Here is a 20605-nt window from a genome sequence, read left to right as displayed (position 1 = left end):
AAACGGTTGCAAAATTATTTAATAGAACGTTATTGCAGCGAATTTGTTCGGAAATTATTTAACTTTTGCGCTTAATCTACTTCTAAACATAATTGAACTATACCATGATGATTCAAAGGTTTATTGCAGTATTAATGCTACTAATTGGACTTACTGGTGTTTCTGTAGATTGCATGTATGCACAGGTAATCCCTTTAAAATCACAAATTGATAAAGCGGCTGCCTCCGTAGAGGGAAAGGTTGTGACATGGCGCCGGGATTTTCATCAGAATCCTGAACTGGGTAACCGGGAAACCCGCACCGCCGGAATAATTGCAGCTCATCTGCACTCGCTGGGGATTGACGTTACAACCGGTGTTGGCAAAACTGGCGTTGTCGGGATTTTAAAAGGAGGAAAGCCCGGGCCAGTGGTAGCACTGCGTGCTGATATGGATGGGCTACCCGTTACTGAGCGCGTGGATCTACCCTTCAAGTCGACGGTAAAAACAGAGTACAATAACCAACAAACAGGTGTCATGCATGCTTGCGGTCATGATACACACGTTGCCATGCTCATGGGAGCTGCTGAAGTACTTGCTTCCATGAAAAGCGAGTTGAAAGGCACGGTTAAATTCATCTTCCAGCCAGCTGAAGAAGGAGCACCTGCTGGTGAGGAAGGGGGCGCCCAGCTAATGGTTAAAGAGGGTGTGCTCGAAAACCCGAAGGTTGATGCCATCTTCGGCTTGCACATCAACTCACAAACCGAAGTGGGAACGATCAAATACCGTCCTGGTGCTACCATGGCGGCTGTTGATCAATACGCCATTAAGATTCATGGCAAACAGACGCACGGTGCTGCTCCCTGGTCGGGTGTAGACCCGATTGTAACGGCTGCTCAGGTGGTGATGGGTTTACAGACCATTGTGAGCCGGAATGTCGTTTTGACGGATAATGCGGCCGTTGTTACCGTTGGAGCCTTACACGGCGGCATCCGTCAGAACATCATTCCCGAAGAAGCAAACATGATCGGCACTATCCGCACCTTCAGCCCCGAAGCACAGCAGTTGGTACACCGCCGGATTAACGAGATCGCTACGGGGATTGCTGCCAGCGCCGGCGCTAAAGCCGATGTGAAAATCGATATCATGTATCCGGTTACTTATAACGATCCGGCATTGACCGACCGGATGGTGCCCACGCTGGAGGCAATGGCCGGTAAAGACAATATTAAGCTGACACCCGCCCAGACGGGTGCCGAAGACTTTTCATTCTACCAGCAGAAGGTGCCTGGCTTTTTCTACTTCCTGGGTGGTATGGCAAAGGGGAAAAAAGCAACGGATGCGGCCCCGCACCACACGCCTGATTTCCAGATCGACGAAAGCTGCTTTACCCTGGGTGTTCGGTCACTCTGCCATCTGACCGTTGACTACATGGAACAGAAAAGTAAAAAATAACACGGTTAAGTTGCTTTCTCTAGCCATTGCCAGCCCGGTAGGTACGTTCTTCGTACATCAGGCTGTCAATGACTAGTCTGTTCATTATCACTCCTCTACGTTTCTATTGCGTAGTATTCTGGCGAGCAAAGCGGGGAAGAACCGCTTCAGGTAAATCCCGAATAGCTCAGAGCCGCCAATATAAACCTCTTCGCGGCCCGCGGCCACAGCAGTCAACATCTTGCTGGCGCACTTGTTGGCGGGCATTCCCTGTTCCTGGTGTTTATCTGACTTGCCATAGTTTCCTCCCTGTGCTGTCAGGGCTGACGTTGAGATAGGGGTACGAATATAGCCCGGACAGACCATTGTGACTTGAAGGCCGGCAGCGGCAACTTCTGCGCGAAGCGCGTCAAAATAACCGTGCAAGGCATGTTTGGAGGCGCAATATCCCGTGCGTTGCTTTACGCCGATCTTTCCGAAAACGCTGCTCGTCACCACAAAGTGGCCGCTCTTTTGGGCTAACATAGCCGGCAACACAACCTGAACGAGGGCTATGGCGCCAAAAAAGTTAACGTCCATCAACCGGCGGTACACCGCAAGGTCTGTATCGATGGCAAAGCTTCGCTGGGTTATACCCGCATTCAGGAAAAGATAATCGATCTGCCCGAACCGGGCCAGTACGGCAGCAACGTACCCAGGCAATAGCTCGTCAGCGGTCACATCGAGCGGGAGAATCAACAGCTGGCTGTCGGGCAGGCCCGTGGCCAGAGCCACCCGGTCTAACTCGTCGGGGCGGCGGGCCGATAATACCAGCCGCGCACCCTGGCGGGCTAAGCTGATTGCCAGCGCTTCGCCAATACCTGACGACGCCCCGGTAACCCAGGCTACTTTCTGCTTGAAAGAGGAGGCCATACGTTTTGAATTAGCCAGTTAGTGAACTAAGCCAGATGGAAACACGACAGCTATCAGCGATGACGGAACGCCCCGCCCGTAACTTAGTTGCCCCAATCAGCGGGATTTTTGCGCCATTCGGCCAGCGATTCGAGGGCATCGGCGGGGATGTACGCCAATGCCTGCGCTTCCTGTACCAGCTGATCATACTCGCTGAGACAGACTAGTTTCACGCCAGCCCGTTCGAAGTTCTCATCGGCCGTGACAAACCCGTAGGTGAAAATAGCGATCATGCCAATAACCTCCGCGCCAGCCTGTCGCAGCGCATCGACAACTTTCAACGAACTGCCACCTGTCGAGATTAAATCTTCAACCACGACCACCTTCTGGGCGGGCGCCAGTTGGCCTTCGATCTGATTACCCATGCCATGCTTTTTGGGTTCCGGGCGGACATAGCAATAGGGCAGGCCCAATTCATCGGCGACAAGGGCACCTTGTGGAATGCCGGCCGTGGCGACGCCAGCCATTACCTGGGCCTCTGGGAATTGCTGCCTGACAACATCGGCCAATGCCTGTTTAATGTAGGTACGTACCGCCGGATACGCCAGGGTGACGCGATTATCGCAATAAATGGGTGATTTCCAGCCCGAGCTCCAGGTGAATGGAGCAGACGGGCGAAGACGAACGGCCTGTACATCGAGCAGATGACGGGCAACAGTTTGGGCAACGGACGACAAAATAGATGGCTTTGCTTGATTGAACTGCAAACTTTGCCAAACTTCGGCGCTTTGGCAAAAGTAGGTTCAGGCACCAGCCTATTTTTTTAGGCGAACGCAAGCGAGAACCCTACCTCAACACCGATAATCCAGTATCACCATGATTAAAACGCTGCTGCTGCTCGCGCTCCTTCCAGTTACGTCGCTTTGGGCGCAAACGTACCCAACCATTGGTGAAGTGGTAAGGCTGGACCCGAGGCTGGATCACCTACTGGCGAAGAACGCAAAAATAGACGTGCTGGCGGCTGGTTTTATCTGGGCCGAAGGGCCAGTATGGGTTAAAGGCGGTCCGGCTCCGTCGGCGCCCTTATCCGGCTCATCGGCTGGCTACCTGCTTTTTTCGGACGTACCCAAAAATACGATCTACCGCTGGACGGCAGCGGATGGTTGTCAGCCGTTTCTTACACCAGCAGGTTATACAGGGTTAGGCACCTACAGCGACGAATCGGGCTCGAATGGATTGACCGTCGACGCGCAGGGGCGACTGATCACCTGTGAGCATGGCGACCGGCGGGTGTCGGCTATGCCACTAAACGGGCCGGGTGGAAAAATTACCCTGGCCGACCGTTACCAGGGCAAACGGTTCAACAGTCCGAACGATGTGGTCGCACATCCTAACGGCAGCTACTATTTCACGGATCCTCCCTATGGTCTGGCTGGCAAAGAAAAAGACCCAACGCGCGAAACAAGTTTATTCGGGGTGTATCGAGTCGCGCCATCTGGTGACGTTTCGCTTGTGGTCAGTGAGCTGACACGGCCTAATGGACTCGCTTTTTCGCCAGATAACAAAACGCTATATGTCGCTCAGTCTGATCTGCAACAGCCTGTCATTCGGGCTTATCCGGTACTGGCCGATGGGTCGGTAGGGAAAGGGTACACAATCTTCGACGCGTCGGCCCTGATGAAGCAGGGGTTGAAAGGCGCTCCTGATGGGTTGAAGGTAGACCAGCAGGGAAACCTATGGGCTACCGGGCCGGGTGGTGTACTGGTTATTGCGCCTGCGGCAAATGCCGCTTCGCCGGGTACGTTGCTGGGGCGAATTGATACCGGCGAAGCCACGGCCAACTGCGCCTGGGGCGATGATGGCCACACGCTCTATATAACGGCCGACATGTACCTTTGCCGGATCCGAGCATTGGCAAAAGGTGTCGGTTTCTAGTGCATAAAACAGCGATTTATTGAATCGAGAAGTAACAGGATAAACGGATAAAATTGGATTTATGGCAGGCCATAGAAAAGCCTGTTAGCCCCAAAATCCGGTCGAAAAAATAAACTATGAACTTGTTGATTCCTGCACTCTTTGAATCAATGCTAACTTCGTAGATTTGTAGTAAGGTTCGAAAACCGTAATTCGAACTAGTTAGAAGCGTCTCTCAGGAGTTGAGAACCAATGATTGAAAACCGGAAGTTTATTATTATCGGCGTCTTCTGTTTAGTGGGCCTGATTTACGCCGCCCGCCTGTTCTACCTGCAAATTCTGGATGACAGCTACTCCCTTGAATCGTCCAGCAATTCCATCAAGCGTGTCATCGAAATACCGTATCGCGGCCAGGTCTATGATCGGAATGGTAAATTAATCGTTTATAACACACCGGTTTATGATTTATATGTTACACCCAAACGGGTGAAGATACCGGATACGATGGCCTTTTGCCGAATGATGGACGTGACCAGAGCCGAGTTCGATAGCATCATGGAGCTGGCCAAGGCGTATTCGCCTGTGAAACCGTCTGTATTTCTTCGGCAGCTCTCCAAAGAAGATTACGCCCGGATACAGGATGCACTGGTCGATTACCGGGGTTTTGAGCCGGTGATGAGCTCCATGCGAACGTACCCGGCCCATACCTTATCGAATGCGCTGGGGTACGTGTCAGAAATCAGCAAGAAAAAACTGGAGGAACAGGAAACACCCTATTATCGGCAGGGCGATTACGTAGGCCACAACGGACTGGAGGAGGAATATGAGGAAGAGCTCCGTGGACGTAGAGGTATTAAATACGTCATGCAAAACGTGCGGGGGGTGGCTAAAGGCTCCTTCAAAGGCGGTGAATATGACACGGCCGCCGTTGCCGGCAAGAATCTATATACTGGTATCGACGTAGAGGTGCAACAGTATGCCGATAGCCTGATGCAAAATCGGGTGGGTTCTGTATTGGCACTCGATCCGAATACGGGGGAAATTCTGGTATCCGTATCGGCTCCCACCTACGACCCCAACCAGTTGTCGTCCCGTTTCTTTTCGAAGAACTTCCGGAAACTGCTAAAAGATCCCTACAAGCCGCTGATCAACCGGCCTATCATGGCTAGTTATCGCCCTGGTTCAACGTTTAAATTGATTCAGGCGCTGATTGCCCAGCAGCAGGGGTCGTTGTACACGAACACAGTTTATGGCCACGGGGGATCGCCTATGCGGTGTCACTGCCACGGGGGCAACAACCTGACGGGGGCAGTCCGTTTTTCGTGCAACCCCTATTTTTATCAGGTATTCCGAAAGTATATCTACCATAATGGGAATCCGAATACCTTCAAAGCATCGGCAACGGGCCTTCAGGAATGGCACGACCACGCGATGAAGTTCGGCATAGGCCAGAAATTAGGCGTTGACCTGCCCAGCGAGTTGCGTGGCAATCTTCCGTCTGTTGACACCTACGACAAAGCCTATAAAGGCGAATTACGCTGGAAGTTCTCCAATATTTACTCGCTGAGTATTGGCGAAGGCGAACTCCTGATCAGCCCATTGAAGCTGGCTAACCTGGCCGCCACCATTGCCAATAGAGGGTGGTATATTGCTCCGCACTATGTGAAAGGCATCGGCAAACTGGGCGAGGGAATTCCGGCTAAATACAGGGAAAAACATTATACCGATATAGACCAGAAATATTTTGTGCCGGTGATTGAAGGCATGCGCATGGCGGTGATGGCAGGTACAGTAAAACGAGATGCCGATATTCCTGGAATTGACTTATGCGGGAAAACAGGTACGTCGCAAAACGCCAAGTTCGGCCATGCGCATGACCACTCCATCTTCATCGGTTTCGCGCCCATGAACAATCCGAAGATTGCCATTGCGGTCTTCGTTGAAAATGCCGGTTGGGGTGGCGTAGCTGCTGCATCGACGGCTGCGCTGGTTGCTGAACGGTACCTGAAACGGAAGAATGAGGAACAGGGACAGCGTTTACAGGCCTGGCTGATGAAGCAAAACTATATGCCGCCCCTTTCTATGCTCCCGAAACCCCGGACGCCCAAAAAACCGGATTCGGCGGCCAAGCAGCCTCCTGTAAAAGATTCGGTCCGCAAACCCGAAAGCCGCCCTACGCGCCCGCTCATGACCCGGATTGATAAGGATCTGAACGCAACGGTTAGCGGAAAGTAGAAAAGTGATTCATTGAAAAATTAAGAAGTACGAATTGTCCTGTCGCTCCAGATGAGGGTGCTCTTCACAGGCTATTCTTACTGCTTCATTCTTAATTGTGCTAATGCCCCGTAACGCTGAATTAACCCGAAACATTGACACCCTGACGTTGTTGCTGTACATCAGTTGTGTACTGATGGGCTGGCTCAATGTTTATGCCGCCGTGTATAGTCCTGAAGATCAGACCAGCCTGTTCGATTTTACGACCAACGCCGGTAAGCAGTTGATATGGATTGGCACCGCTGTGTTGCTCATCATCTGTGTGCTGGTGATCGACCATAAATTTTACGACACCTTTGCCTTCGTCTTCTACCTGTTCATGATCGCCATGCTGCTGCTGGTGATGGTCGCGGGCACAAACATCAACGGGTCGCGTTCCTGGTTTAAATTTGGTTCGTTTACCATCCAGCCTGCCGAATTTGCCAAGCTGGCCACCAGCCTTGCCCTGGCCAAATACCTCGATCAACCGGGCATCAACCTGATGAAGCAGAAAGACCTGCTCTGGATTGGGGGCATCATTGGCCTGCCAGCCATCCTGATCATCCTCTCGAACGAAACCGGATCTACGCTCGTCTTTTCGTCGTTTGTGATTATGCTCTACCGCGAAGGCTTGCCCGGCTGGATTCCCCTAACGGGCGTTGTATTGGCTGCCCTGCTGATCCTGGCACTCGTTGTCCCGCCCCTATACCTGTTTGCGGGTATTGCCGTGCTTTGTGGAATCGTCATTTTGCTGCTACCCCGCTACAACCGTACGGCCCGTAGCATGATCGGGATCGGGCTTATTGGCGTGGCGATGATGGTGACAGCGACCGGCGTTGACTTCTTCGTGAACAAGGTATTACAACCGCACCAGCGTAACCGGATTAAAGTGCTGATTGATCCGAACGTTGATCCGTTGGGTGTCGGGTGGAACGTAACGCAGGCAAAAATTGCCATTGGCTCTGGTCGTCTGGATGGAAAAGGGTTTCTGGAAGGGACGCAGACCAAATTCGACTTTGTGCCCGAACAAAGCACTGACTTTATTTTCTGCACCATTGGGGAAGAGCACGGCTTCATTGGTAGCCTGATCGTCATTATTCTGTTTATCGGGCTGGTCAGTCGTATTGTTGTGCTGGCCGAAAAACAGCGCAGCAAATTTGCCCGGGTGTATGGCTATTGTGTGGCGGGCATTATGTTTTTCCACATCCTGGTGAACATCGGCATGACAATTGGCCTGATGCCGGTTATCGGTATTCCCTTGCCCTATTTTAGTTACGGAGGCTCTTCGCTCTGGTCGTTTACCCTGTTGCTGTTTATTTTCCTGAAGCTGGATTCGCGCCGAACGAATTCGCTGTTCAACTAGCGGCTCGTTTGGTCTGTAGCTCTTGCAGGCAACGCATACACAGACACGTGTATGAACCAAAGGCCAGCTCGGTATATGCCCGGATATAGGTGAGGTCTGCCGTCGACAGCTTCAGCCACATGCAATCACATTTGAGTACGGAGTTGACGCCGCACGTAAATGCCTTACCACACCGCGGACAGTTGTCTGGAGCGTGTTTATCCGTGTTCATTTTCAGTTAGTTGTAGGTCGGCGAAGTAATAGGTTGAGGTACGTTCCTGACCGTCGGCATCCGAAAAGTGGTAGGTACGTTCTACTACGCTACCCACCGACACATTGATCGGACTGCTAAAGTAAGGGGCGTCGAAAACAAAGGTGTGAAATTCGCCATTTTCGCCGCAAGGGTCAACATTAGCAGGTAAGTCGGCTACAAACTGCCGGTCGAGTACGCGCCCGCAAAATGACTTAGCGAGGCGGTCGCCATTTACCGCTACGACGATCGTCTGAAAACCGGCTTCCCAGAACTCATCCAACAGGGACAGTGAGGGCACCTGCCACAGCGGAAAGACGCCCGTTAAGCCAATCGATGCCAATTGCTTTTCGCGCCACGCCCGAAGATCTTCCAGGAAAATATCACCAAAGGCAGCCTGCAAGATCCCACTAGCCACTAAGGGACGTAAAGCATCGTCCATTGTAGCCTGGTATTGCTCCATGCTGGCCGTTTCGGGGAGCCGAACCGTTAGTAGTGGTAATCCTAGTCGGGCGGCCTGCGCGGCGATCAACTCTTCGGGTACACCATGCATAGATACCCGGCCGTGGGCACTGTTGATCGTGGTGAGTAGCTGTTGTACCGAATACTGGCTCTGCTGTTGAATTCGGTGTAGCGCCAGTGCCGAATCTTTACCGCCTGACCAGTTTATGACCATTTTCATCATGGTGATTAAAGAGTAGAAACTGGGTAGATTGGATGAGAGGGTAACTTGCCAGAAAATATATTACCTGCTCATCCAATCACCCTATTAGCCACTACTTAAAATAAAACCCGACCGGTGAGATTTCAACTTTTACTGAATCTACCAATTGCCCAGTTGATTGGTAGCGGTAGACGTACCCAGCTTGGACGTAGTTGGGTGAGACGCCCGCATAAATCACGTTTGTTTGTGGATCGTAGCCTAAAGCAGTGATGCCCTCGCCTGTAAATGTACGGCCGACAACAGGGGTTGTGGGGGTAATTGTCGTATCGTCGATGCCAAACCGGAAAATATACTGGCTTAACATCTTGTAGCTAGCATCGGAGTTTGTATAGCTGTAGTAGAATGTACGCCCGTCAGCACTGATTGCCAGTTTGCCCGGTCCACTGGTACCCGTAGCTGCTCCTATTGGAATTGTTGTCTCAACGGTTTTAGTCGAAGGGTTAATGCGGATGGCGTTTTTGCCGGCCAGTCCCCACAACTTATTATTAGCGTCGCGCAGGAGTTTGTCTGGGTCAGCCGCAACAGTTATCTGCTGTTTAACGGCGTCAGTCTGCGTGTCAATCACGGTGATAGTCTTTGCGCCGCTATAACTGACACTCGCTACAAAGGCTTCGCTGCCGACAACTGTAACTCCCTCGGCCCCTTTCTGTACTGAAATCTTCTTGGTGATCGTATTGGTAGTCAGGTCAATAACGGCAACGTACCCAGGATTAATAAAGGTATTGGGGAATGATCCTGTTGTTCCCCAGCAGGTCACATACACTTTCGTATCGCTGATGCGGGCGGCGTAACGGGGGTTCTCAATGTCAGGTGCCCCCAGCGTTTTCACCGATCGTAAAGAGTCGGCCGTGACGATCTCGGCTCTGTCGAGGCCCGCAGTCGAGTTATCGACCAAAAATACCCCCCGATTGCCTGCTTCCACGTACTCCTGAATATATCCTGACGTGGGGCGGTTGTTGCGTGTCCGGAAAATGTCTGTTTGGGCCAGATTACTGGTCCGGCTCAGCCAGGAAAGGGAACCGTTGTTAGACAAGAAATTACCTGAGTTCATCACGATTACGCCGTTCGTGTAGGGGCCGGTCGGCGCTGGATCGGTGTTACTTGAACAGGCGGTGAACAGTGCAGCAGTGGTAGCCGTAGCCAACAGGTAGGTGGCTAGGGTTGTTAAACGATTTTTCATGTTGAATTCTATTGTCAATCAGGTTTTGTATTCGCCGTGAAAACAAGGGTCAACGCCACACTACGGCCCGGCATGACGTTATTTTTTACATTCAGGTAAAATTCATTGAACAGATTATCCACCTGCACCACGGCTTTCCCCTGCCAGCCATGCACACGTACCGCTGTTTCAAAAAGAAGATTAACGAGTTGGTAGTCAGGGAGATACTTGCTATTGTCGAAGGTGGAGGGGCGGCGATCGCTGCCTTGCCAGGTAAGGGTTAGCCGATGCAGCCCGCGCTGCACGAAGGTATTAGCTGACGCAGTGTGGAGTGGCAGATAAATCAGTTGCTTGCCTACCACGTCGATGGCCGATGGGTCGTACACCCGCAGTTGGGTAGACCGGGTGTAGGCGTACTGCCCAAATGCGCCAATCCGCCACCCCGCTCTGGCGGGGCTGGCTCCCCTCAGTATTTTGGTCAATTGCCCCTGCACTTCTACACCCCGCGCCAGCACTTCCTGCAAATTCTCGACCCGGTAGTTTTTGGCCGGGTTCCAGTACGTCCAGTCGTCTACGTGGTTGCGGAAGGCGCTCAGGCTGAGTGACATGGACCGGCCAGGTACGTTGCGCGACAGGTTCAGGCCCAGATCCTGCGAAAAGCCGCGCTCGGGCCGGATGTCGGGATTACCCAGCGTTTTCCAGTATCGCTCGTTCAGCGTGGGCACGCGGTAGGAGCGGGCTACATTGCCCCGCCCGTCAAGCCGCCAATTGCCTAAGTTGAGCAGCCGGTATTCGACACCGAATGATGGTGTAAAAGGTGGGTCGTAGCGGGTAACAAACGCCTGACGAAGGTTCAGCGCCGTTACCAGCCGGGGAGTAGGCTGATAACGGATCAACGCGTAGAGGTCGGCCCGCTGTTCGGTGAGCGCACCACCATCGCCGTAGCCATCGACCCGGGCGGTGTAATGAACCCATTCGGCCCCGGCCCGGATGCTCAGCAACTGCCCCGACGCGCCCAGCGATTGCTCCAGTTCGTGTTCAGCCCGCAGAAGTAGCCTGTCGGTTTGGGAATGGCTGGGGGCCGTGTCGAAACCTTCCCCTTTACCATAATCGAGGATGTCGCGGATGAAACCTGCCCGTAGCAATGTTCGGCCAGATAACCACTTCCCGGGCTTGGTTTCGCCAAATTCGTAGTTTGTCAAGAAACGGTAGGCCTGGGTACGTGTAATCTCACGGCCTGTTGGGCTGGCGGGGGATATGGTAAGTTTGTTGTCTGTTAACCAGACGTTTAGTGACAGTTGATGCTGTTTTTTTGTCTGGTAAAACAGATCCTGAATTAACCCCTGCTGCGCTGTTTCCGATGGCTCGACGGAATAGCCCCGTCGTTCGCTATAGTCTGGTAGATACCGATTAACGCTGCCATAGACCAGGGTTTTTCCGGCTAGTTGCCCTCCGCCAGCCAACGGCGTGGCAAATCGAACGCCTGCCTGCGTTTGTCCCGAATTCCAGCTGCCGAACCGGTGCCCCAACGTGGCTGCGACGCCCTGCCGTTTCCAGCCGGGAGTACTGTTGAGCAGAATACTACCGCCCACGGCGTCGGTGCCCACGCACGAAGCCGCTGATCCATATTGAATGCTGAGCTGATCGAAGCCGTTGACGGGAATGGTCGAGAAATCGGTCTGTCCGAGGTAGGGCGGGTTGATATTCACCCCATTCCAGAGCAGGGCCGTGTGGTTGGCCGAGGTACCGCGCAGGCCAACGGTGGTGAGCTGACCAGGGCCGTAGCTTTTAAAGTTAATTGGGGCCTGCAAAGCCAGCAGATCGGCCAGCGTCTGGTAACGGTAGGCTTCGGTCAACGCCGAGTCAGCACGCTGAATCTTCAAGCCCGCCATAAACCGGTCGGGCGCGAAGCCACGAACGGTAACGACCTGTAATTGCCGAACCGACAAAGAGTCCTGCGCGTATGACGTACACAACGCGCTGAACCACAGCAGGAAAGCTGTGAAACGAAACATACTACTTAGTAACTCAACAACGACCCTCCAGCGAACGGGTCTGGGTATTCGGGCGGTAGGTGGCACATCCTCCGTGTAGCCCCTGCAGCAGCGAATTACGGGCAGGTCTCCTGGCTTCGCTCACCGATCGGCACCTTCCCGGATGTAAGCCCAGTGGTGATGAAGATCAATCGGCTGTTGGTTGAGCGTTACAGTTGCGGGGACAGCCCCGGATTGGCCAACATGGCGTCACCGATGTTCCCTATTAAGCCGTCGGGCCAACGCAGAGGCTGGCAGTGGGCACCCATAATCTGGCGCAAAAGTAGCCCTTTTATTTTGTCCGTTAGGCCTCGTGCAAGTACTTTAACAGAAAACCTACTTAATCTTCGGGGTAGGGGATGTAAACAAAGCCGGTGAACTCGCCGAGGACTACGAACAGGCAGCAGTATTCGTCGGGGGTTTTGTAGTTCTCCTTCCAAAGTTCATAGGAATCTTCGCCGATCAGTTCGCGCTGAACGAATTCATCGTAGAAGGAGGCTTTATAGGTGAAGGTGTTGCCCAGATCGCCTTCTGCGTATAGCAGTTGCCCCACCGGAATCTCCTTCTTGGAGGCGACGAAAACCGGGTACTCCGAAAAGCCGCGCTTACGAATCTGGTAGGAGGCTTCCTTGAGATAATCGGCCACCTTCACAAAATCGGTCGAGACCATGCCCATCAACTTTTTGTTCAGATCGGGCGAATTGGCATCGTCCATCAGGACGTTTTCGTTGCTGTTGTTAATCATATTGGAGTTCTCAGTTTGCTGTTTACCGTCTCCTGTTGCGCTGCCTGCTGCCGATGACGATTGATCAGCAGCGTAACAGAAGACGGTAAACAGCAAACTGTAATTAAAACCTCGATGCGCCGAGCAACAGTTCCAGGTCTTTAAAGCGCATGCCGAACTTACGGGCCATGTACAGATTTGTCAGCGATCCTTTGTGGCAATAGACGCCTTTCATAAACCAGCGGTTGGCGTAGATCATCGCCTCAATGCCACCGTTGGTGCCCGTTTGCAGCAGGAAGGGCAGGAAAATATTGCTCAACGCAATACTGGCCGTGTGGGAAACCCGAGCGGCAATATTCGGGACACAGAAATGAATGACATCATGGACCCGGAACGTTGGGTGTTTATGTGAAGTCATCCGCGACGTTTCAAAATTACCCCCCTGATCAATGGCTACGTCGATAATGACCGAGTTGGGTTTCATACGACTCACCATCGTGTCGGTCACGACAACGGGGCTATGGCCGTCTTCGCCCCGTAGGGCACCAATCACCACATCGGCCCGTTCAATGGCTTCCGTGAGCGTGTCTGAATCCAGGATGGATGTGTAAACCGACGTACCTACGGCATATTTGAACCGTTGCAGCTTGTACAGGTCTTTGTCGAACACTTTCACATCGGCGCCCATTCCCAGTGCCGTTCGGGTAGCGAATTCTGTTACCGTACCCGCGCCAAGGAAGACCACTTTAGTGGGCGGTACACCCGTGATACCACCCAGAATAATACCCCGGCCGTTGGCACTGCTGCTTAAGTATTCGCCCGCGATCAGCATAACAGTACTACCAGCCATTTCACTCATCGACCGGATCACGGGCATGCCACCGGCCTGGTCTTCGATGTATTCGTAGCCGATACCGGTTACATTTCTGGCGTTCAGTTTCTCAAAGTAGGCCCGTTCCCGGGCGGGCAGGTTCAGGGCCGAAATGACCGTTGTGCCATTTTTCAGATGCGCGAACTCGTCATCTACCAAGGGTTCGATCTTGAGGATCAGGTTCGCTTCAAATACCTCCTTGGGGGAGTAAACGATCTGTGCGCCCGCTTCACTGTAATCAGAGTCACTGAATTTTGCCCCGACGCCGGCATTGGTTTCCACAATGACGTGATGACCGTTTCGCACCAGAATTGCAACGGCTTCGGGGGTCAACGCAATGCGATTCTCCTGAAGCGACACTTCTTTGGGCAGCCCAATCAGCAGATTCGTCTGGGTACTGCGTACCATCGCCGGAGATTCCTTTGTGTAAAGGGCCGTTTGTTTCGCTAATTCTTCAAAACCAGTCATAATACAGTTGACAACTGGCGGCATGAGACGGGCACTGCACTCTACATCGGTGTACTGAAAGACCGGATAAAGGAATGGCTATCTGTTACCGCCAACTGTTACTTAAGTTTGGTTGTTACCGTACGAATACCGGCGTGGTCTGCGGATAAATTGATATGATAATAGTGTGTAGGCCAGAGCGATTCAATGCGTTCGGGCCATTCAATGAAGCAATAAGCACCCGAATCGATATACTCTTCCAGGCCAATGTCCATCGCCTCGGCTTCGTTCCGCAGGCGATAGCAATCGAAATGATAAACTGATTCACCGGTCTGGGTAGTGTATTCATTCACGAGTCCATAGGTTGGGCTTTGCACCACGCTAACTACACCGACTGCCCGGCAGAGCGCTTTGATGAGCGTTGTTTTACCGACGCCCATATCCCCCTCAAACAGCCATACATGTTGATTCGACGCCTCGGCAATGAGTTGCCGGGCCACGGTATTCAGTTCGTCCAGTTGAGCAAAAGTCGTTATCACAGGCATGCAGGTTGGCCCGTAAAGATACGAAAATCAAGTTGCTGATTGCGATTGGGCGCATCAGCGCTGGCAGCTTGCGGGCAGCTAAGCGGTAAATGAGCGCACCAGCTGCCGAAGCGAAGAATAGCCGAGTAGCAGCAGGTAATTACCGGTGATGAACCGTTTGGAGCCGTCTCGATGGATTAGGCCGGCCTGGTAAACGAGTTCGTTGTAGTAGTCATCGGTTGCTTCGAACAACGTGTCCCATTGCTCGGTAATGTCTGCACGGATAGGTTTACTATGTACGATCAGCCGCTCGTCGACGGGGTCCTGGAAACGGCGTACGTTCTTTACAAACTGCTGGGCAAATTGATAGATCTCGGGGGTGATGCGGTTATTCTTGAAATGAACCAGCTTGTGCTGCACCGACATGATCTGGATAAGCCGGGGCGTTGGTGTGCGGATGGCAAAGGCGTACTGTTTCAGGAAAAACCACTTGCCAAGGGTCTGTTGCATGTAATACCGGCTGATCCGGTAGCCCACGCCACGCCCTGCAACGGTAGCATCCTGAAAGGCCAGACCACCATAAATAAATGGGACGGGGTGTCGGAAAAAAGGCGTTTTCAGCCGGTACATATTATACGCCTGAAACCCAACCAGCCGCTTGTCCTGGTGCGCCATGACAACGGTCGGGTTGTGCGCAAAATGGGCCGTTTTCAGGTAAGCTTTCTCCAACGGAAAACCAGTGCGCTGAGCCAGTTCACGGAGGTTAATAACTTCCTCTGCAGATAGATTTTCGGCTGATTGTAAGGTAATTGTGAGCACGGTTAAACTGCCTGGTTCTGTAACCGACAAGATACAGGCGTAGGTAGCGTAACTGACTTACCGTTCAATCAAAAGATAACTGTAGCTACAGGTAAGATTTGTGGATCTATTTGAAAAAATAATGGCTGCTGAACATACCTGCTGGTTAGTATCAGGTGCGTTCAGCAGCCAGACTGCTTTTGAGGCGGTGCTTTTACTTCATATTGTGGTAAACCATCTGCACATCATCGTCTTCTTCGATGCGCTCGATGAGTTTCTCCACGTCAGCCACCTGCTCGTCGGTCAGCTCCTTGTAATCGTTAGGAATCCGCTCGAATTCGGCTCCTTTCAGTTCGTAACCCTTTTCTTCAAGAAACTTCTGAATCGCCCCGAAGGCCGTGAAGTCGCCGTAGATCACGATCTGGTTGGCTTCTTCGTCCATTTCCAGTTCATCGGCGCCGTAATCGATTAGTTCCAGCTCCAGTTCGTCGATGGCTACTCCTTCGGCCGAAATCCTGAATACAGACTTGCGGGTAAACATAAAATCGAGCATACCCTGCGTACCCAGGCTTCCACCCAGTTTGTTCAGATAGCTACGAATATTGGCTACCGTGCGGTTCAGGTTGTCAGTCGCTGTTTCAATGACCAGCCCGACACCATGTGGCGCATAGCCTTCGTAGACGATCTCTTTGTAGTCTTCCTGCTCTTTTGACGATGCCTTTTTGATGGCCCGCTCCACATTCTCTTTGGGCATGTTGGCGGCCTTGGCATTCTGGATAATAGCGCGTAGCCGACCGTTTGTATCGGGGTCGGGTCCAGCGGCCTTAACGGCAATCACAATGTCTTTACCAATGCGGGTGAAGGTCTTGGCCATCTGCCCCCATCGTTTCATTTTTCGGGCTTTTCGGTATTCAAATGCGCGTCCCATTTTTTAGGAAATTAAGGAGTAAGAGCAAGTAAATGCGCTTAATTCAATTCGTCTACTACTTCAGTCTTATTGATCAATTCATTACTAAATACATCAACCATACCCCGCGTCAGGTCTTCGAAGGTGTCGCGCTGACGGATCAGGTGGGCCTGCCCATTATAGACCAGTACTTCGGCTGGCCGCTCGCGGAGATTATAGGTAGAGGCCATGCTGAACCCATAGGCGCCGGCATTCTCGAATGAGACAACGTCCCCCGTCCTGACTTCGGGTAACAGCCGGTCGGTAGCGAAAGTATCAGTTTCGCAGATGTAGCCCACCACATCATAGCGCGTTGGCGTACCAGCTGGATTCGACAGGTTGACAATATCGTGCCAGGCGTCGTACATCATCGGACGGATCAGGTGGTTAAGGCCCGAATCGACCTGAACGAAACGTCGGGTAGGGTGTTGTTTCACCACATTCACCTGCGCCAGCAGGTGGCCAGACTCACTGACCAGGTATTTGCCGGGTTCGAACCACAGCTCCAGGTCCCGCCCATACTGCCGGCAGAATGCCTGAAAAGCGGCCGACACAGTGGCGCCAAGATCAGCCAGATCGGTCACGAGATCCCCTTCGCGATAGGCAACCTTGAACCCGCTTCCAAAATCAATGAACGCCAGATCGGGATAATCGGCTGCTAGCTCGAAAAGGACAGAAGCTCCTTTCAGGAACGTACCTGCATCTTTAAAATCAGAACCGGTATGGATATGCAGCCCGGTGACGTTTAGGCCATACTGAGCTACAATGGCCTTAATCTGAGCACGGTAGTCGTTCGGAATGCCGAATTTCGAGTTGGCGTGCCCGGTCTGGATCTTGATATTTCCGCCATCAGCCACACTGGGATTGATGCGCAGGCAAACCGCGACCGAATCGCCGTACGTTTGCCCAACCTGCTCGAGTAACGGCAGACTGTCGACATTTAGCCGAAGCCCCAAGGCTATCGCTTCCTGGATTTCGGTCCAGGCATTGCCACTCGGTGTGTACATGATCTGCTGCGGCGAATAACCCGCCAACACCGCCAGCCGGGCTTCGTTTACAGACACCACGTCGACATCCACGCCCTGCATCCGCATCAGCTTAAGGATAGACAGGTTGGTGAGCGATTTTGCCGCGTACTTGATCTTCAGATTGACCCCGGTAAATGATGATCGGAACGTGTCGATCTGCCGAATAATCCGGTCGGCATCGTACACGTAGAGGGGGAGGCCGAACTGCCGGGCGATTGCCAGCGTGTCGAGGCCCTGAATCTGATAAGGCGATTGCATAGTGAGCGTAAAAAAAACAGGCTGCAAATATACGCGTTGATCAACGGAGGGGCAAGGTTCCGCCAGGACTGGCTTGGGCAATAGCCAGGCTCCAGTCGCTGCCAGTGGATCAATCTGGTGGTTACACCAGCCGAAAACAGGACACTGATGTACGCTTAGGGGGTGCTGGCAATAAACATTACGCTACTTTTAGCGCCTCAACCGCCTTTTTACTCATGCGTCAATCCTGTCTACATTTTGTTGCAGTGCTTGTATTCTCGCTGGCCAGCTACGCCCACGCTCAGGTGGTAGCTGCTCAATCGTCCCGGTCGGCATCAGGTCGGCAGCCGGTTTCTCCCCTTCAGGCAGGGCCCATGCTGGGGTACGCGGATATGCGGGAAGTGATGCTCTGGGTGCAGACCAAAAAACCAGCGCCCGTACAGATCAGGTACGTTGAAGTAGGTACGCAGGCGCCAATTCACTACACCGACGAAGTTGTCACCGCGGCCGCTACGGCCAACACGGCGCACCTGGTGGCCAATAAGGTGATGCCCGGCAAACGATACCGTTACGATGTGCTGGTGAATCATCGACCTGTATCCTTGCCTTATCCGACGATCTTCCAGACACAAGCACTCTGGCAGTTTCGGACCGATCCGCCCAACTTCACGTTTGCGCTGGGTAGCTGCACCTACGTGAACGAACCGCCTTTCGACCGGCCTGGTAAGCCCTACGGCGATAGCTACGGGATTTTTACACAGATCGCTGCGCTGAAGCCTGACTTCATGTTATGGACCGGCGATAATACATATACGCGTGAAGTAGACTGGAACTCGCGGACGGGCGTGCTGAAGCGGTATACCCATACCCGCTCACTGCCCGAAATGCAACCGCTGCTAGCCAGTACCCATAACTACGCCATCTGGGACGATCATGATTATGGCCCCGACGATTCAGATCGCAGTTATTGGATGAAACCCGTTACCCTGGAAGCCTTTAAATTATTCTGGGCAAACCCAAACTTCATCTTTGAGGAAGGATGTACGGGAACATTCTCATGGGGCGACTGCCAGTTTTTCATGCTCGACGACCGCACCTATCGGGCCCCCGACAAGCAGCCCGATGGCGGAGCTACCGGACCAGAAAAAGCGTATTTCGGCGTTAAACAACTGGATTGGCTCCTTGACGCACTCCGGTATAGCACGGCTACGTTTAAGTTTGTCGTAACCGGCGGGCAGATCGTCAACCCAACCGCCGCATTTGAAAACTATGCCGTGTATGGCACAGAGCGCGCTCAGTTACTGAATCGACTGGCCGACGCCAACATTCCTGGCGTACTGTTCATCACGGGTGACCGGCACCATAGTATCATCCACACCCTACAACGGCCCGGAACGTACCCATTGCATGATGTGACCATATCGCCGCTGACATCTGGTCCGGCTCAACCGCTGGCTTCCGAACTGACCCAGCCCACAGCAGACGCAGGTACGTTGCTGACGGAACGGAATTTCGCCACAATGGCTGTCAGCGGACCACAAAATGCCCGTTTGCTCACAATTCGGGCCTATGATTCTACCGGTAAAGAGAAATGGGTGCGCACCATTAGGGCTGACGACCTGCGGTAATTCGTGCTTTTACCTATATTTGGCGAGCATACTCCTCTACCGTGAAATCACAATCCTTTCTGGTCCCTGAAGAACTACTGCTTCGTAAGCTGAACCGGCGCGACGAACTGGCGTTTCAGTGGCTGTATGACCAGTACGCCCATGTACTGTATGGAGTGATTTTAACCAGTGTAGGTCAGCCATCGATTGCCAGTAGGCTGGTAGAAGACGTATTTGTTAAAGCCTGGAATGATTTTGATCAGTTTAATCCGCGAAAAACCAGGCTGCTCACCTGGATGCTTTCCCGGGCGCGGGCCGAAATATCGGTCAGTTTAGCAAAAACAGTACCATCATCCGCAAAATCTACGATCGATTACGAGGTGATTGACAATCCAATTACCGCAGAACAACGTATTTTACTTGACGCTGTCTATTTTCGAGGTCAAAGCATTACTCAGTTGGCTGAAATGAGCCAACAGCCCGAACGTACATTACAAGCTCGCCTGCGTCATGTTCTTCAAGAACTTAAATCTTTATTTAGCCAATGAATATTCCCGACTACATAACCTCCGGTATCCTGGAATCCTACGCGTTAGGCACCGTTGGTGATCAGGAACGACGAGAGGTGGAGTGTCTGTCGGCAATCTATCCCGAGGTTCGTCAGGAACTTGATCGGCTCACATTAGCGCTGGAAAATTACGCGCTCATGCATAGCGTAGCCCCCCCGATTGAGTTGCAGGATAAAATTCGTAAGCGATTATCGTTTGCGAACAGCGAAAGCCCGGCTGTGGCCGCAGAGGAAACAAAGGTGATTCCATTGCAACGGGAGCGGCCTGTTTTCCAGGTTGCCTGGCTGGCTGCTGCGGCCGTAGGGCTGGTGCTGATCGCGTTTGCGTATTTCCTGATGAGCCAGTTGCAACACAAACGGGCATTTGCCGATCAGCTGGCGCAGGTGAACACACAACTGCAGGGCGAAATAGGTCAATTACGTCAACAGCAAACGTATTCCACACAACTGCTCGCCCTGCTGCGGGAGCCAGGCACCGAAACCGTGCGCCTGGCGGCTGCCAAACCAGACGGCACGCCCGCCGATGTACTCGTTTACTGGAACCGGCCCAAAAAACTCGTGACACTGGAAGTGGAGCGGTTACCGACGCTACCTGCCGACAAACAGTATCAGCTGTGGGCATTGGTTGACGGAAAACCGATTGATGCCGGTGTGTTCAATACCCAGGTTGATCGCTACTCATTGCAACAAACCAACCGGTCTATCCAGAACGCTGATACGTTTGCTATCACCGTTGAAAAAGCGGGTGGAAGTCCTGTGCCCACGCTTTCAGCGCTCGTTGCGCTGGGCAAGGTAGGGTAACTTTGTACGCCAATTTCAGGTTTCCTGTATGGGCCAGTCAGCGGAGCAACCAGTTTCCTGACGGGTCGATACAGGA

19 protein-coding genes and 1 riboswitch are annotated in these 20605 nt (G+C 52.7%); of the genes, 7 read left to right on the top strand and 12 right to left on the bottom strand.

Annotated features, from left to right (window positions below; translation table 11 throughout):
• Positions 1–173: 173 nt before the first annotated feature.
• Positions 174–1433: an amidohydrolase gene (locus ACAW75_RS03625; protein ID WP_370727313.1), complete on the top strand. Its 1260-nt coding sequence runs from the start codon at positions 174–176 to the stop codon at positions 1431–1433.
• An 87-nt stretch (positions 1434–1520) separates the two neighbouring features.
• Here the strand turns inward: ACAW75_RS03625 and ACAW75_RS03620 are convergent, their stop codons facing one another.
• Positions 1521–2324, bottom strand: a complete 804-nt coding sequence (locus tag ACAW75_RS03620) for an SDR family oxidoreductase (RefSeq protein ID WP_370727312.1) — start codon at positions 2322–2324, stop codon at positions 1521–1523.
• An 83-nt stretch (positions 2325–2407) separates the two neighbouring features.
• On the bottom strand, positions 2408–3040 hold the full coding sequence (gene pyrE / locus ACAW75_RS03615; protein ID WP_370727311.1) for an orotate phosphoribosyltransferase: 633 nt from the start codon (positions 3038–3040) through the stop codon (positions 2408–2410).
• Positions 3041–3179: 139 nt separating this feature from the next.
• Here pyrE and ACAW75_RS03610 point away from each other — a divergent pair, with 139 nt between their 5' ends.
• The 3 genes from ACAW75_RS03610 (at position 3180) to rodA (ending at position 7833) form a co-directional block, all read left to right on the top strand.
• Positions 3180–4238, top strand: a complete 1059-nt coding sequence (locus tag ACAW75_RS03610) for an SMP-30/gluconolactonase/LRE family protein (RefSeq protein WP_370727310.1) — start codon at positions 3180–3182, stop codon at positions 4236–4238.
• Between the two features lie 231 nt (positions 4239–4469).
• Positions 4470–6452, top strand: coding sequence for a peptidoglycan D,D-transpeptidase FtsI family protein (locus ACAW75_RS03605; protein WP_370727309.1), 1983 nt, complete (start codon positions 4470–4472; stop codon positions 6450–6452).
• Between the two features lie 103 nt (positions 6453–6555).
• A complete protein-coding gene (gene rodA / locus ACAW75_RS03600) occupies positions 6556–7833 on the top strand; it encodes a rod shape-determining protein RodA (protein WP_370727308.1) in 1278 nt (425 codons plus the stop codon).
• Here the strand turns inward: rodA and ACAW75_RS03595 are convergent.
• From ACAW75_RS03595 to lysA, 10 genes are all read right to left on the bottom strand, one after another.
• Positions 7826–8044, bottom strand: a complete 219-nt coding sequence (locus ACAW75_RS03595; protein ID WP_370727307.1) for a cysteine-rich CWC family protein — start codon at positions 8042–8044, stop codon at positions 7826–7828. The genes rodA and ACAW75_RS03595 overlap by 8 nt on opposite strands.
• The gene (locus ACAW75_RS03590; RefSeq protein WP_370727306.1) at positions 8031–8747 is read right to left on the bottom strand and encodes a Dph6-related ATP pyrophosphatase; all 717 of its coding nucleotides are present in this window, start codon (positions 8745–8747) and stop codon (positions 8031–8033) included. Before ACAW75_RS03590 ends, ACAW75_RS03595 begins: the two co-directional genes overlap by 14 nt.
• A 91-nt stretch (positions 8748–8838) precedes the next feature.
• Positions 8839–9966, bottom strand: coding sequence for a YncE family protein (locus tag ACAW75_RS03585; RefSeq protein WP_370727305.1), 1128 nt, complete (start codon positions 9964–9966; stop codon positions 8839–8841).
• Between the two features lie 14 nt (positions 9967–9980).
• Positions 9981–11960 carry a TonB-dependent receptor plug domain-containing protein gene (locus ACAW75_RS03580; protein ID WP_370727304.1) on the bottom strand — a complete coding sequence of 660 codons (1980 nt, stop codon included), beginning with the start codon at positions 11958–11960 and terminating at the stop codon, positions 9981–9983.
• Positions 11961–12043: 83 nt separating this feature from the next.
• A riboswitch (cobalamin riboswitch) is annotated at positions 12044–12262 on the bottom strand.
• A 56-nt stretch (positions 12263–12318) separates the two neighbouring features.
• Positions 12319–12723 carry a hypothetical protein gene (locus tag ACAW75_RS03575; protein ID WP_370727303.1) on the bottom strand — a complete coding sequence of 135 codons (405 nt, stop codon included), beginning with the start codon at positions 12721–12723 and terminating at the stop codon, positions 12319–12321.
• 103 nt (positions 12724–12826) lie between these two features.
• The gene (locus tag ACAW75_RS03570) at positions 12827–14041 is read right to left on the bottom strand and encodes an alanine dehydrogenase (RefSeq protein WP_370727302.1); all 1215 of its coding nucleotides are present in this window, start codon (positions 14039–14041) and stop codon (positions 12827–12829) included.
• A gap of 98 nt (positions 14042–14139) precedes the next feature.
• Positions 14140–14565: a tRNA (adenosine(37)-N6)-threonylcarbamoyltransferase complex ATPase subunit type 1 TsaE gene (tsaE, locus tag ACAW75_RS03565; RefSeq protein ID WP_370727301.1), complete on the bottom strand. Its 426-nt coding sequence runs from the start codon at positions 14563–14565 to the stop codon at positions 14140–14142.
• Positions 14566–14643: 78 nt separating this feature from the next.
• The gene (locus tag ACAW75_RS03560) at positions 14644–15363 is read right to left on the bottom strand and encodes a hypothetical protein (RefSeq protein ID WP_370727300.1); all 720 of its coding nucleotides are present in this window, start codon (positions 15361–15363) and stop codon (positions 14644–14646) included.
• A gap of 193 nt (positions 15364–15556) precedes the next feature.
• The gene (locus ACAW75_RS03555; protein ID WP_370727299.1) at positions 15557–16270 is read right to left on the bottom strand and encodes a YebC/PmpR family DNA-binding transcriptional regulator; all 714 of its coding nucleotides are present in this window, start codon (positions 16268–16270) and stop codon (positions 15557–15559) included.
• A 38-nt stretch (positions 16271–16308) separates the two neighbouring features.
• On the bottom strand, positions 16309–17574 hold the full coding sequence (gene lysA / locus ACAW75_RS03550) for a diaminopimelate decarboxylase (protein WP_370727298.1): 1266 nt from the start codon (positions 17572–17574) through the stop codon (positions 16309–16311).
• Positions 17575–17789: 215 nt separating this feature from the next.
• Between lysA and ACAW75_RS03545 the strand changes: the two genes are divergently transcribed.
• The 3 genes from ACAW75_RS03545 to ACAW75_RS03535 are packed head-to-tail and all read left to right on the top strand — an operon-like array spanning position 17790 to position 20529.
• Entirely contained in the window at positions 17790–19181 is a 1392-nt protein-coding gene (locus tag ACAW75_RS03545) for an alkaline phosphatase D family protein (protein WP_370727297.1), read from the top strand.
• 41 nt (positions 19182–19222) lie between these two features.
• The gene (locus ACAW75_RS03540; RefSeq protein ID WP_370727296.1) at positions 19223–19708 is read left to right on the top strand and encodes an RNA polymerase sigma factor; all 486 of its coding nucleotides are present in this window, start codon (positions 19223–19225) and stop codon (positions 19706–19708) included.
• The gene (locus tag ACAW75_RS03535) at positions 19705–20529 is read left to right on the top strand and encodes an anti-sigma factor (protein WP_370727295.1); all 825 of its coding nucleotides are present in this window, start codon (positions 19705–19707) and stop codon (positions 20527–20529) included. Before ACAW75_RS03540 ends, ACAW75_RS03535 begins: the two co-directional genes overlap by 4 nt.
• Positions 20530–20605 lie beyond the last annotated feature (76 nt).

This window comes from Fibrella arboris (assembly GCF_041321095.1).
In the GTDB taxonomy this organism is placed as follows: Bacteria; Bacteroidota; Bacteroidia; order Cytophagales; family Spirosomataceae; genus Fibrella; species Fibrella arboris.
The sequence above is the reverse complement of the archived record's forward strand: the minus strand, read 5'-3'. Positions and strand labels throughout refer to the sequence as shown.